This window comes from Parvibaculum sp. (assembly GCF_035325945.1).
Lineage (GTDB): Bacteria > Pseudomonadota > Alphaproteobacteria > Parvibaculales > Parvibaculaceae > Parvibaculum.
Genome location: NZ_DAOKYX010000043.1, coordinates 1 through 13,190 on the forward strand (window position 1 = coordinate 1; position 13,190 = coordinate 13,190).

11 protein-coding genes are annotated in these 13,190 nt (G+C 64.2%); 7 read left to right on the forward strand and 4 right to left on the reverse strand.

Going from position 1 to position 13,190, the window contains the following annotated elements; all coding sequences use genetic code 11:
* On the reverse strand, positions 1–578 hold a 578-nt coding region (locus PKA57_RS14070; protein WP_324301633.1), incomplete at its 3' end, for a nitronate monooxygenase.
* Between the two features lie 239 nt (positions 579–817).
* Here PKA57_RS14070 and PKA57_RS14075 point away from each other — a divergent pair.
* Positions 818–2,440 carry an acyl-CoA synthetase gene (locus PKA57_RS14075; protein WP_324301635.1) on the forward strand — a complete coding sequence of 541 codons (1,623 nt, stop codon included), beginning with the start codon at positions 818–820 and terminating at the stop codon, positions 2,438–2,440.
* A 24-nt stretch (positions 2,441–2,464) separates the two neighbouring features.
* On the opposite strand, the gene PKA57_RS14080 is transcribed toward PKA57_RS14075, so the two are convergent.
* The gene (locus tag PKA57_RS14080) at positions 2,465–3,235 is read right to left on the reverse strand and encodes a Crp/Fnr family transcriptional regulator (protein ID WP_324301637.1); all 771 of its coding nucleotides are present in this window, start codon (positions 3,233–3,235) and stop codon (positions 2,465–2,467) included.
* A 333-nt stretch (positions 3,236–3,568) separates the two neighbouring features.
* Between PKA57_RS14080 and PKA57_RS14085 the strand changes: the two genes are divergently transcribed.
* The 4 genes from PKA57_RS14085 to PKA57_RS14100 all read left to right on the forward strand — a co-directional run bounded on the left by PKA57_RS14085 (position 3,569) and on the right by PKA57_RS14100 (position 8,751).
* Entirely contained in the window at positions 3,569–4,909 is a 1,341-nt protein-coding gene (locus tag PKA57_RS14085) for a globin-coupled sensor protein (protein WP_324301639.1), read from the forward strand.
* 48 nt (positions 4,910–4,957) lie between these two features.
* Complete coding sequence (locus PKA57_RS14090; RefSeq protein ID WP_324301641.1) at positions 4,958–7,195, forward strand: PAS domain S-box protein; 2,238 nt, start codon at positions 4,958–4,960, stop codon at positions 7,193–7,195.
* 178 nt (positions 7,196–7,373) lie between these two features.
* Positions 7,374–8,105: a helix-turn-helix domain-containing protein gene (locus PKA57_RS14095; RefSeq protein WP_324301643.1), complete on the forward strand. Its 732-nt coding sequence runs from the start codon at positions 7,374–7,376 to the stop codon at positions 8,103–8,105.
* 166 nt (positions 8,106–8,271) lie between these two features.
* Complete coding sequence (locus tag PKA57_RS14100) at positions 8,272–8,751, forward strand: Hsp20/alpha crystallin family protein (protein ID WP_324301645.1); 480 nt, start codon at positions 8,272–8,274, stop codon at positions 8,749–8,751.
* 76 nt (positions 8,752–8,827) lie between these two features.
* On the opposite strand, the gene PKA57_RS14105 is transcribed toward PKA57_RS14100, so the two are convergent.
* Positions 8,828–9,712 (reverse strand): universal stress protein, encoded by an 885-nt coding sequence (locus tag PKA57_RS14105; RefSeq protein WP_324301647.1) that lies wholly within the window; start codon positions 9,710–9,712, stop codon positions 8,828–8,830.
* Between the two features lie 189 nt (positions 9,713–9,901).
* Positions 9,902–10,885 (reverse strand): zinc-dependent alcohol dehydrogenase family protein, encoded by a 984-nt coding sequence (locus PKA57_RS14110; RefSeq protein WP_324301649.1) that lies wholly within the window; start codon positions 10,883–10,885, stop codon positions 9,902–9,904.
* Between the two features lie 196 nt (positions 10,886–11,081).
* On the opposite strand from PKA57_RS14110, the gene PKA57_RS14115 reads away from it, so the two are divergent.
* Together PKA57_RS14115 and fixJ are read left to right on the forward strand one after the other, a co-directional pair.
* A complete protein-coding gene (locus PKA57_RS14115) occupies positions 11,082–12,620 on the forward strand; it encodes a PAS domain S-box protein (RefSeq protein ID WP_324301651.1) in 1,539 nt (512 codons plus the stop codon).
* A partial coding sequence (fixJ, locus tag PKA57_RS14120; RefSeq protein ID WP_324301653.1) for a response regulator FixJ occupies positions 12,610–13,190 on the forward strand: 581 nt, incomplete at its 3' end. The genes PKA57_RS14115 and fixJ, both read left to right, overlap by 11 nt.

The following is a 13,190-nucleotide window of genomic DNA, read 5'->3' on the forward strand; positions in this document are numbered from 1 at the left end:
TCCGCGCCGAGAGCGAGAGCGGCGACGAGGCTGCGCGCATCGGCCATGCCGCCCGACGCGACGAATGGGATCTTGAGTTCCTCGGCCGCGCGCGGCAGCAGGATCATGTTCGGGATGTCGTCCTCGCCCGGATGGCCGCCGCACTCGAAGCCGTCGACGCTGACCGCATCGCAGCCGATCCTCTCGGCCTTGAGCGAGTGGCGAACGGAGGTGCACTTGTGGATGACCTTGATGCCGCCCGCCTTGAGCGCCGGCATATAGGCTTCGGGGCTGCGGCCGGCCGTCTCGACGGCCTTCACGCCGCCCTGGATGATCGCGTCGATATATTCGGGATAGGGCGGGTTCGAGAATCCGGGCAGGAAGGTCAGGTTCACGCCGAAGGGCTTGTCCGTCATCTCGCGGCAGCGCGCGATCTCCTTGGCCAGCGCTTCCGGCGTCGGCTGCGTCAGGCCCGTGATGATGCCGAGGCCGCCCGCATTGGAAACGGCGGCGGCCATCTCGGCGAGGCCGACGAAATGCATTCCGCCCTGAATGATCGGATGCTTGATGCCGAAAAGCTCTGTAATGCGCGTCTTCATTCTTTCATCCCTCTTGGGTTCGTTCGACCGTTGGCCGGATGCCTTTCTAAAGGGTTAGCCGGTAGCGCGGAAATTGGGAAGCGGCGGATCGCGCCGCCCCGCTCGTCTCGCGCGCGACGCTGCGTCAGGGCGCGGGTGTGCGAGGCAGGGGAGGGCGGGCCTTTCGGCCTCTTGCCTTGGCGGACGGCCTGGCCGATCCTCTCCCGACGACAATTTGCTGCCAGGGGAGGACAAGAGGCATGAAACGGCATTTCGCCGCGCTTTGGGAAGTGATCAGCGACGCCATTCCCGACGAGATAGCCATCGTCAATGGCGATACGCGGCGAAGCTGGCGCGAATATGAGAGCCGGGCGGGATCTCTCGCCGCCGCTCTCGTGGCGGCGGGTCTCCGTCCGGATGCCAAGATTGGCCTCTACGCCTACAACTCCAACGAATATCTGGAAGCTCATTTCGCCGCCTTCAAGGCGCGGGGCGTGCCCATCAATGTGAACTATCGCTATGTGGAGGAGGAGCTTACCTATCTTCTCGACAATGCCGATGCCGAAGCGCTTTTCTTCGATGCGCAGTTCGGGGCGCGCGTGGCGGCGATCCGCTCCCGCCTGCCGAAGCTCAAGCTTCTCGTCGAAATCGACGATGGCTCTGGCGAGCATCTGGACGGCGCGCTGCGCTATGAAGAGGTCATAGCCGCGCATCGCCCGCTGCCGCGCGGCGACTACTCCGAAGACGACATCTACATGCTCTATACGGGCGGCACCACGGGCATGCCCAAGGGCGTCATGTATCGCCAGGGCGACTTCGCCGAAGGCTTGTTGCTCGGCTACGACCTGCGCGGGCTGCCCCGTCCGCAGACGCGCGATGAACTCGCCGCCGCCGTGCGCGACCTGCGCGCCGCTGGCGCCGCGCCCGTCAGCATGTCTGCCTGTCCGCTGATGCATGGCACGGGCATGTGGCTCGGCGTCATCATCGCGCACAATCTGGGCGGTACGGCCGTCACCTTCCGTAACACGCATTTCGATCCCGACGAGCTCTGGCGCCTCGTCGAGCGCGAGCGCGTGAGCGACGTCGCCATCGTCGGCGATGCCTTCGCCAAGCCCATGCTGCTTGCCCTCGAAGGTGCGAGGGACGCCGGACGTCCCTATGATCTCACCTCGCTGAAGACGCTCATTTCCTCCGGCGTCATGTTCACGCGGGAGGTGAAGCAGGGTCTTCTCGATTTTGCCGATATTACAATCATCGACGCCATGGGTTCGACCGAAGGCAGCATGGGCATGTCCATGGTGTCGCGGGAACTGCCGCCGAGCGAGACAGCGCGCTTCCTCAAGAACGAAACGACGAAGGTCTTTACCGACGACGGAAGGGAAGTCACTCCGGGGTCGGACGAAATCGGCATGATCGCCAATGGCGGCTTCGCGCCCATAGGCTATTACAAGGACCCGGCGAAGAGCGCGGCGACCTTCCGCGTCGTCAACGGCCATCGCTACAGCTTCCCCGGCGACTATGCCAAGGTCGCGGCCGACGGCTCTCTCATCCTGCTGGGGCGCGGCTCCGTCTGCATCAACACAGGCGGCGAGAAGGTCTTCCCCGAAGAGGTTGAGGAGGCGCTGAAGGCGCATCCGGCGGTCTATGATTGCCTCGTGGTCGGCCTGCCCGACGACCGCTTCGGCGAGCGCGTCACGGCCGTGCTTTCCCGCCGGCCCGGCCATTCGGTCGAGGACCACGAACTCATCTCCTTCGCGCGCACCAGGCTCGCCGGCTACAAGATGCCGAGGCAGATCGTGCTTGTGGATGAGGTGCGGCGGGCAGCGAACGGCAAGGCCGATTACAAATGGGCGAAGTCCGTCGCGGCCGAGCGGGCTGTCTGACGCAATGGGCTGAGGCGCGGCGTTTCAGCCGCGCCGTTCGCCTGCGATCTCGCGCAGGCCCCTGAGGTCGAATATCTCGATCGCCCCGCCTGAAACCTCGATGAGACCGGCCGCGCGCAACCGGCCGATAACGCGGCTCACATGCACCTGCGTGAGGCCGAGCGCATCGGCGATGTGCTTCTGCTTCATCGGGAAGGGCAGGCGGGGGCCCGCATGGCCATGCTGCTCCAGCCGCCGCATGAGATCGATGATGAAGCGCGATATGCGCTCTTCGGCCGTGCGGCGTCCGAGATCGACGATCCGCGCTTCCAGCCGTTCCTTCTCGCGCATGCAGATGCGCGTGAAGGCCGTGGCGCTGTCCGGATTGTCGCGGATGAAGGCGACGACCGCCTCCCGGTCGAAAAGGCAGAGCCGCATGGGAGTGAGCGCCTGAATGGAGAAGTGCATGCTCCCCTTCGTCACCAGGGAGGTCGAAAGAAAGTCGCCTGGCAGACAGAAGGAAAGAATTTGCCGCCGCCCGTCCGGCACAAGCACATACTGGAAGGCGATGCCCTCGCGGATGATGCCGATTTCGCGCGGCGTCTCGCCACTGCGATAGAGAATTTGCCTCGAACGGGCGGCCGTTTCGCGCTTTCGGATTTTCGGCTGGCAGCCATCCGGGCCATGGGTCAGTTGCGAGCAGAACTCCCCGCCGATCGATGGGCAGCCCCGGCAGTCGGTCTCGGGTTCCGTGGCGCCGCTGACGGAGCGGCCATCATGGATGACCGGCTTGTGGGTCGAACTCGCCGTACTCAAAGCACGTCTCACATTTCTTGTTACACAACAACTTTCCACGGCCGATGGATTGATCCGTCCTCCGGCTGTCATCCGTCCGCGGTGAAGAGGGCCGCAAACGCCGCCGCGCGGATGGCCGTGCCCCCTGTTTTGGGTGTGCCGCGCGCCCTAATGCCGATCAATCTGTCTCGATCAGCATTGAGTTATAATCTGGATCATAAATCCAAGTCATAAATATAAATTTTAATAAATATTACATTCAATCTACCGAATTAACCAAATAATCGGGGATGCGAAATAAAGTCGCAGTCAAGAATTGGAGTTGTACCGGCCGCAGGCCAAAGGAGAGGGGTAATGGCGAAAGACGCCTCAATCGATCGCGAGAGACGCCTTCGTTTCATGGAAATAACTGGTGATACCGGGCTGGCGTTGCAAGAGCTTTGGACCATTGTCGAGCCGCGCCTGCCGGCCATTCTGGATGGATTTTACGATCATCTGGCATCCGAACCCGAATTGGTGCCTCTGGTCGGCGCCCAGTCGCAAAGGTTGAAGCAGGCCCAGCACAGGCATTGGGCGCTCCTCTTCAGCGGTACGTTCGACAGCGAGTATATGCAAAGCATAAGGACGGTCGGCCTGACCCATAACCGGGTCGGGCTTGAGCCCCGCTGGTATGTTGCGAGCTACAAATTCGTTCTCAATCGGCTGGCGGAGGTCGCGATCGAGAAATATCGCCGGTCGCCCGCGAAGCTCAGCCGGGCGATCTCGGCCCTCAACGCCGCCGCGCTCCTCGACATGGAACTCGCGATCTCGGTCTATCAGGAAGCGATGATGGCCGAGCGCGCCGAGCGCCAGCGGAAGCTCGAGGCCGCAATCGCCGAATTCGACGCGGCGGTGGGCGGCGTCATCGGCTCGGTTGCCGCTGCGGCATCCCAGATGCAGTCATCCGCCCGCTCCATGTCGTCGAATGCCGAGCAGACGCAGAACAAGACTGCGGCCGTCGCGGGCGCCGCTGGCCAGGCATCGGCCAATGTTCAGACCGTCGCAACCGCCAGCGACGAGCTTTCCGGCTCCATCGCCGAGATCGGCCGTCAGGCGGCGACCTCGACGCGGATTGCGAGCCAGGCCGTCGCCGAGGCGCGGCGGACGGACGAAAAGGTCCAGAGCCTCGCCGCCGCCGCACAACGCATCGGCACCGTCATCACCCTCATCAACGACATTGCCGCCCAGACCAATCTCCTCGCCCTCAACGCGACCATCGAGGCGGCCCGCGCGGGCGAGGCCGGCAAGGGGTTCGCCGTCGTCGCGTCCGAGGTGAAGGGTCTTGCAAACCAGACGGCGAGAGCGACCGACGAGATCGCCGAGCAGGTGAGCGCGATGCAGGCCGCGACCGGCGAATCCGTATCCGCCATCGGCGCAATCGAAAAGACGATTGCGGAAATGAACGAAATCGCCGCCGCCATCGCTGCCGCGGTCGAGGAGCAGAGCGCGGCGACGCATGAAATCGCGCGCAATGTTCAGGAGGCCGCGCGCGGGACGCAGGAGGTTTCCTCCAACATCAGGTTTGTCGCCGAGGCGGCGTCGGACACGGGCGCGGCCGCCGTGCAGATCACCGGCTCCGCCCAGTCGCTCGCCCGGGAGGCGGACACGCTGCGCCAGCAGGTCGACCGTTTCCTCGCCGAGGCTCGCTCTGCCTGACCCTTTCCGCCTCCTGTCCCTCGATGTCGCTGGAACATGAGTAAGCACATGAGATCGAACAGCACAGTCGCTTCTCCGGCCGTATTCACCTTCGATCAGTCGAACGGCAAGCTGACCTCGCTCAACGCCGCGGCGCAGGAACTTCTCGCCGAATTGGAACTGTCGGCCGAAAGCGGCCTCTCGCTCGCCCTCATCGAGCGGCGGGCCACAGCGCGCGGGCAACTCGTGGCGACGGCGCCGGGTCTGGCTGTGGCGGATGGCGCGACGCGCGAGTTGCGCCGTACCTGCCTCCTCGAAGATGGCCGGACGCTCCATCTCACGCGCATCTGGTCGACCTTGTCGAGCACCGTTCTCCTTGTCGAGATCGTGGAGGAGGACAAGGAGGCGGAGTTTCTCAGGCGCCAGATGTCAGAACTCCTGGCCGCGGCAGGCGACGCGATCCTGTCCGTCGATGCCGATCAGAACATCATTCTCTTCAATCGCCAGGCGGAGACGATGTTTGGCTACGAGGCGAGCGAAATCGTCGGTCAGCCGCTCGATGTGCTGCTTCCCAAGAGCATTCGCGGGCGTCATCGCCGCTATGTCGCCTCCTTCCGCAGCGAGTGTCAGGAATCGCGTCCCATGTCGGGGCGGCCCGAGATCAAGGGACGGAGGAAGGACGGTTCCGAATTTCCCGCCGAGGCTGCCATCTCCAAGATCGAACTCGACGGCTCGCCCATCTTCACGGCCGTGATCCGCGACCTGACGGTGCTGCGCGAGGCGGAGGAGCAGATCAGGAAACACGAGGCGCAGTTGCGCGCGATCATCGAGGAGCTTCCCTTCGGCGTCGCCGTCTGCCGCCCTGTCGACGGCCATGTGCTCTTCGTGAACACGGGCTTCGCCGAACTGATCGGCGAGCCGGTCGAAAACCTGCTCGGCGCGAGTCTGGCGAGATTTTACGACGATCCCGCGCCTGAGCCTGCGCCAAACGCTGCTGGCAGCAGCTCGGCGGCGCAGGAAATTCTCATCCGCACAGCTTCGGGCGAGCGGCGATGGGTCGTCAATTCGGTCGTCGGCATGACCTTCGGCGGCGAGGACGCGCTTCTCTGCGCCTGTTATGACGTGACCGATCGCCGTCAGGCGCTCGAAGCGCTGCACAAAAGCCGCCGCAGCCTCGCCAAGGCCCAGCAGATCGCGCAGCTCGGGAGCTGGAACTGGGACGTGCAGCTCGACCGCCTCGACTGGTCGGACGAGGCGTATCGCATCTTCGAGATGGAGCGCGGGCCGCGGGCGCCGACCTACGACACCTTCCGCGCCCATGTGCATCCCGACGATCTCGACGCGACGCACAAGGCGTTTCAGAGATCCGTCATGGAGCTGGAGGCGATCAGCATCGACCTGCGGCTTCTTCTCGCGGGCGGCCGCATGAAATATGTCCATATCGAGGTGGAGGTCGAATGCGACGAGAGCGGTCGTGTCCGGAGTCTCGTCGGCACGATCCAGGACACGACCGAGATGAGGCGCGCGGAGCAGGAGCTTCGCCGCGCCAAGGAGGAGGCCGACACCGCCAACCGCGCCAAGTCGATGTTCCTCGCCAATATGAGCCATGAATTGAGAACGCCGCTCAACGCCATTCTCGGTTATTCGGAAATCATGGCGAACGACATACTCGGCCCGCTCGATAACGAGCGGCGCAAGGAATATGCGCACAACATTCATTGCAGTGGCCGGCATCTGCTTGAGGTCGTCAACGACATTCTCGATCTGAGCCGGATCGAGGCGGGCCGCGTGAAGCTCAACGAGGCGGCGTTCTCGCCAGTGTCGGTGATCGACGAATGCCTTGGCATGGTTGCGGAGAACGCCGCTGCCGCCTCTCTCATGATCGAAAGACGGATCGGCCCGAACCTGCCGCTGCTTTATGGCGATGAGCGGCTCTTCAAGCAGGTGATGCTCAATCTTCTCTCGAACGCCATCAAGTTCACGCCGGAAAAGGGCTACGTCGAGGTATCGGCCGCGCAGGAGAAGGACGGAACGCTCCGCGTCATCGTCATGGATAATGGCATCGGCATCGCGCCGGGCGATATTCCGAAACTGCTGAAGCCCTTCGCGCAGATCGAGAGCCATCTTTCCCGCCGCTTTCAGGGCACGGGCCTGGGCCTTGCGCTCAGCAGCGAGTTCCTGCGGCTTCATGGCGGAACGCTGACGCTGGAGAGCCAGCCGGGGCAGGGAACATCTGTCATCGTCGACTTTCCGGCCGAGCGCGTGATCGACACCGAGCCTGAACAAAGGGCGGCCGCCGCCAGTTAGCGGTGGCCGCAGGCTGACACGTTCATTTTGATTATTGGATTTATTCGATTTCGCCGGGCGTCACCGCCCATCGCGGCATACGTAAATACCCCTAGGGGGATTAACGGATTTTCGCGCCGCCCGCTTCCCGTCATGGTTTCACAATGAGATTGGGACCGTTGGAGGACAGGGACGGGTTATGACAGGCAATCTCGCACGAACCGTAGCGACGCGCCCCGCGCTTGGCCGGCCTGCCTGGCCGGTCGTCGCAGGTGGCGCGGTCATCCACCGCCAGGCGCGGCCCGATGACGAGCTGCGTGTGCTCCAGGACATCGGCACGACGATATCCTTCGGCCGCAACGAAACGATCTTCAGCGAAGGCGACGCGACGAAATACGCCTACAAGGTCGTGAGCGGCGCAGTGCGCCAGTGCAAGCTGCTCTCGGACGGCAGGCGTCAGGTGACCGATTTCTTCATGCCGGACGATCTCTTCGGCTTCACCGAATTCGGGCTGCATGCCTTCAGCGCGGAAGCGATCACGCATGTGGTTCTGATCCGGTATGCGCGCAGCCATGTCGACCGGCTGGGCGATGAAAACATGCTCTTCCGCCGCAAGCTGACCATGGTGCTCCACGAGCGCGTCTCGCATATCCAGCATCACCTCGTCATGCTGGGCCGCCAGACCGTCAAGGAACGGATCGCCTCCTTCCTTCTGCAGATGGCGGAGCGCAACGGCGCCGCTCTTGGGGGGTGCATCGACCTGCCGATGGGCAGGCAGGACATCGCGGATTATCTCGCCCTGACGATCGAAACGGTGTGCCGCTCGCTTGGCGAGCTGAAACGCGCCGGCACGATCGGAGTGCCGAACACGCATCAGATCCTCATCAACGATGTCGATACGCTGCGTGCGGTGGCGGAAGGCGAGAATTAGACGCGAACGGAGATGAGAGACAAGGTGCGCAACGCGGCACCCCCGTTCCCGTTTCGCTTGGCAGTCTCCATTGATCGGAATCAAGGTCACTCTGCCGCGCGGGGAGCAGAATACGCGCCTTCCAAGGCGCGATGCCGCCTGCGGAAAACAATCAGGGAGATTGAGAATGGCATGGGCTCTGCAAAAGTTCCCGTATCGCAAGGCCGGTGGCGATATGGACATCTTCCATAGCTTGCGTCAGGAGATGGACCGGCTCTTCGAGGAGTTCTCGGCCGGCGCCGGGCTTCAGGAAATAAGCCCTCCCTTCGGCGTGGCGGCGCGGCTCGATGTCGCCGAGACCGACGATGCGCTCATCGTCACGGCCGAACTTCCCGGCATGGACGAGAAGAACGTCGATGTGACGCTCTCCGGCGACATGCTGACCATCAAGGGCGAAAAGCAGGAAGCGCGCGAGGAGAAGAAGAAGGATTATCACCTCCGGGAGCGCTCTTGGGGCGCGTTCGAGCGGCGTATCGACGTCCCCTTCCACGCCGAGCCGGACAAGGTGCAGGCATCCTTCAAGAAAGGCGTGCTGACCGTCACCGTGCCGAAGCCCGCGGAAGCGAAAACACAGACAAAGAAGATCGCGATCAAGGGCGAAGCCTGAGAGGCATGATTCCGCGCGGACGTTCACGGGCGCTTCCGGCCGGCCTTGGCGGGAAGCGCCTTTTTCTTGCGTCCGTTCAATGCACCAGAAAGACGGGCAGGCGCACGCCCGCGAGCACATGCCGCGTGAAGCCGCCGAAAATATATTCGCTGAGACGGCCGTGCCCATATCCGCCCATGACCAGCAAATCCGCTTTCGCATCCTCCGCCGCCCGCATGATGGTGTCGTGAATGGAGCCGGCCGGATGCGCCATATAGGAGATGTCGACATCAACCCCGTGCCAGCGCAGGCTCTTTGCGAGCGCCTCGGCGGAGGTGATGGTTTCTTCCTCCCTTTCGGCGACGGAAACGACCGTGATGCGTTCGGCCTTGTCGATGAAGGGCATCGCCGCGCCGACGGCGCGCGCCGCTTCCGGCGTGTTCTTCCAGGCGATGGCGATCCTGCGGCCGAGCTCCTTCGGCGCCCGTGAGGGAGAGAGGAGAAGCGGCCGGCCGGATTTCACGAGCATCGTTCCGCTCGTCTCTCGGGCGAGGCCGCCCGAGGGCGTCGCATGGCCGACGACCGCCACGTCGTGAACGCGCGCCACATCGATGAGAATGTCGATTTCCCGGCCGGTGAGTTCCTGCCATCCGGCGGTCACGCCCTTCTGCGCGCCGGGAGGTGTCGGCGCGACCGGCAGTTTCTCGCGCGCGCAGAAGGCATCAAACACCTTCCGGCTTTGTTCGGCCCGCTTCGCATCCTCCTTCTGCAGAACGTCGATGAGATCGCCGATGACCATCTGCGTGCCCATGCCGAGGCCCATGTCGTAACCGGCGGCCTGAATGAGGATTTGCTGCGGATCGGGACGCACATGCACACATTCGAGATGCCCGTCGAAATGCCTTGCGATGAGGGCCGCCGTCTCCATGGCCGCCGGGTCGCCAGAAAAGCCCATGGTCGGGACGAGAATCGATCTGAGCATTGAGTCCACCGCTGTCCTTGATCCCCGGACGTCCGCCGCGCGCGCTTCGCATCTATCCGGACGATGCCATTACTTCTAGCGTCCGCCTGCCCGCCGGTCCTTGATTGAGGTCAGAAATCGGATGGCCCGCGCCGCTGCGCGGCGAGGCGTTGCGCGTGCGCCGCTGCCGCGAGCGAGCCGGCGATGCACTCAGGGGATGAGGACGGCAGCACCCTGAAGCCTGCCCGCGCGCAAATCGTCGAGAGCCTCGTTCGCGCGCGCGAGCGGATAAAGCGTCGTCGTCGTGCGGATGCCCGCCTCGCCCGCGACGCGCAGAAAGTCCCTCGCGTCCTGCCGCGTCAGATTGGCGACGGAGAGAAGCTGCCGCTCCTCCCAGAGGATGCGATAGGGGAAACTCGGAATATCGCTCATATGGATGCCCGCGCAGACGACCCGGCCGCCCTTGCGCGTGGCGCGGAGCGCGGCGGGAACGAGGCTGCCGACAGGCGCATAGATGATGGCGGCGTCGAGCGCCTCGGGCGGCATCTCGTCGGAGCCGCCCGCCCAGTCGGCGCCGAGCCGCCGCGCGAAGGCTTCCGCTTCCCCGTCGCCCGGACGGCTGAATGTGAAGACCTTGCGCCCCTGCGCGCGGGCGACCTGGAGTACGATATGCCCGGCCGCGCCGAAGCCGTAAATGCCGAGCACCTTCCCTTCGCCGGCCAGCACGAGCGAGCGCCATCCGATCAGTCCCGCACAGAGCAGGGGAGCGACGGCACCGTCCTCGCCGAGCCCGCCGAGCGGGAAAGCGTAGGACGCATCCGCGACCGCATGGGTCGCATAGCCGCCATTGCGCGTATAGCCGGTGAAAAGCGGATGGTCGCAAAGGTTCTCGCGCCCGGCCCGGCAATAGTCGCAGGCGCCGCATGTATGGCCCAGCCAGGGAATGCCCACGCGCTCGCCCATGCGAAAGCCCGTGACGCCCGCCCCGATCATGTCCACATGGCCGACGATTTCATGGCCGGGGATGAGCGGCAGCGAGGGGTGGGGCAGGTCGCCATCGACGACGTGGAGATCGGTCCTGCAGACGCCGCACGCCGCGACGCGGACGCGGATTTCGCCGGGCCCCGGAAGCGGGTCGGGAAGCTCCTTCATGACGAGCGGCCGGCCCGTCTGCTCCAGCACCATTGCGCGCATCGTCGCACTCCCATGTCTCAATTCGGTAGGGCCGGGCAGCCGCTCCCCGAGCGGGGAGCCGCCTCCGCCTGGCCCGGAATAGTGCCACAAAATGAAGGGTTTTGTGCATGGGGGGTAGCGGGCAAGCGGTAGTCAAACGCGGCCCGTCTGGGTAAATTGAACTTGGGCGTTTCAGGCCCGGAGGTGTCCGTTACCGATGTCGGATTTTTCTGTCGCCGGCGCCAATGAAGACGAAAGCCGCGCGCGCCTCGAAGCATTGCTGGCGACGGCTGTCGACGGCATCGTCATCATCGACGATGTCGGTACCGTGCAGATATTCAATGCGGCCTGCGAACGGCTGTTCGGCTATCACGCCGACGAGGTGATCGGCCGCAACGTGAAGATGCTCATGCCTTCGCCATACCGTGAGGAGCACGACGGGTATCTCGCCCATTACCGCACGACGCGCGAGAAGCGCATCATCGGCATCGGCCGCGAGGTCGTGGCCCGGCGCAAGGACGGCACGACCTTCCCGATGTATCTCTCGGTCGGAGAGGGGAGCGTCGGCGGCCAGAGCATGTTCGTCGGCATCATCCACGACATCACGGCGCGCCGCGTGCAGGAGCATGCGCTGAGGGAGCGCGAGGCGCGGCTCAGTTCCATTCTGGAAACGGTGCCCGATGCGATCGTCATCATCGACGAGCGCGGGCTGATCGAATCCTTCAGCCCCGCCGCCGAGAGACTGTTCGGCTACGCCTTCGCCGAGGTCATCGGCAAGAATGTGAAGATGCTCATGCCCTCGCCCTATCGCGAGCAGCATGACGGCTATCTGGAGCGCTATCTCACGACCGGGGAAAAACGCATCATCGGCATCGGCCGGATCGTCGTCGGGCTGCGCCGCGACGGCAGCACATTTCCGATGGAGCTTGCCGTCGGCGAGATCGTGGTCGGCCAGCGCCGTCTCTTCACCGGCTTTCTGCACGACATCACGGAGCGGCGCAGCACCGAGCGCAGGCTTCAGGACCTGCAGTCCGAACTTCTCCACGTCTCCCGGTTGAGCGCCATGGGCCAGATGGCCTCCGCGCTTGCGCATGAGCTGAACCAGCCGCTCTCGGCCATCATGAACTATGTGAAGGCGGCGCGTCGCACGATCGACGATCTCGACGATCCGCAGGTGCAGCGCGCGGCCGAACTGATCGAGAAGGCGGGCGCGCAGACCGCGCGCGCAGGCCAGATCATCCGGCGCCTTCGCGAATTCATCGAAAAGGGCAAGACGAACCGGGCCTTCGAAAACCTGAATCAGGTCATGGATGAGGCGATCGCGCTCGGCCTCGTCGGCGTTGCGGAGGCCAATGTGCGCGTGAGCGTCAAGCTCGATCCCGCGCTTCCATTCGTTCTCATGGACAAGATTCAGATCCAGCAGGTCACTCTCAACCTGATCCGCAACAGCGTCGAGGCCATGCAGGCCGTTCCTCGCCGCGAGCTTGCGATCGAAACCCGGCTGGAAACGCCCGATACCGTGACCGTCTCCGTTTCCGATACGGGGCCCGGCCTTGCACCCGAAGTGGCGGAAAATCTCTTCAGGCCCTTCACGACGACCAAGGAACATGGCATGGGCATTGGCCTCTCCATATGCCGCTCGATCATCGAAGCGCATGGCGGGGAAATCTGGGCGGGGCCGCATGAGCCGCAGGGCGTGACATTTTCGTTCCGCCTGCCGGTCGGAGCTTCCGGGGACGAGAGCGATGAAGACTGAGCCGACCATCTTCATTGTCGACGATGATGCCGACGTGCGCGATTCGCTGCGCGCGCTTCTCGAATCGGCGAAATACGATGTCGAGGATTACGACTCGGCCGCTTCCTTTCTCTCCGCCGTGGCGCCGGGGCGCGGGGCCTGTCTCGTCGCCGACATACGCATGCCGGATATGGACGGTCTGGCGCTTCAGGAAGAGCTGGGCCGGCGCAAGATCGGATTGCCCGTCATCATCGTGACGGGACATGGCGACGTTCCGCTCGCTGTGAGGGCGATGAAGGCCGGCGCCATAGATTTCATCGAAAAGCCCTATGACGACGAGCAATTGCTGGCGAGCGTGGGCCGCGCCCGCGCGATGAGCGACAACCAGCGGGCCGAAGCCGCGAGCGCGCAGCTCGCGGGGGAGCGCATCGCCGTGCTCACACCGCGCGAGCGGGAAGTTCTCGTCCACCTCGTCGCCGGCCAGCCCAACAAGGTCATCGCGCATGAGCTGGGCATTTCGCCGCGCACCGTCGAAATCCACCGCGCGCATCTGATGGAGAAGATGCAGGCGCGCAGCCTGTCCGACCTCGT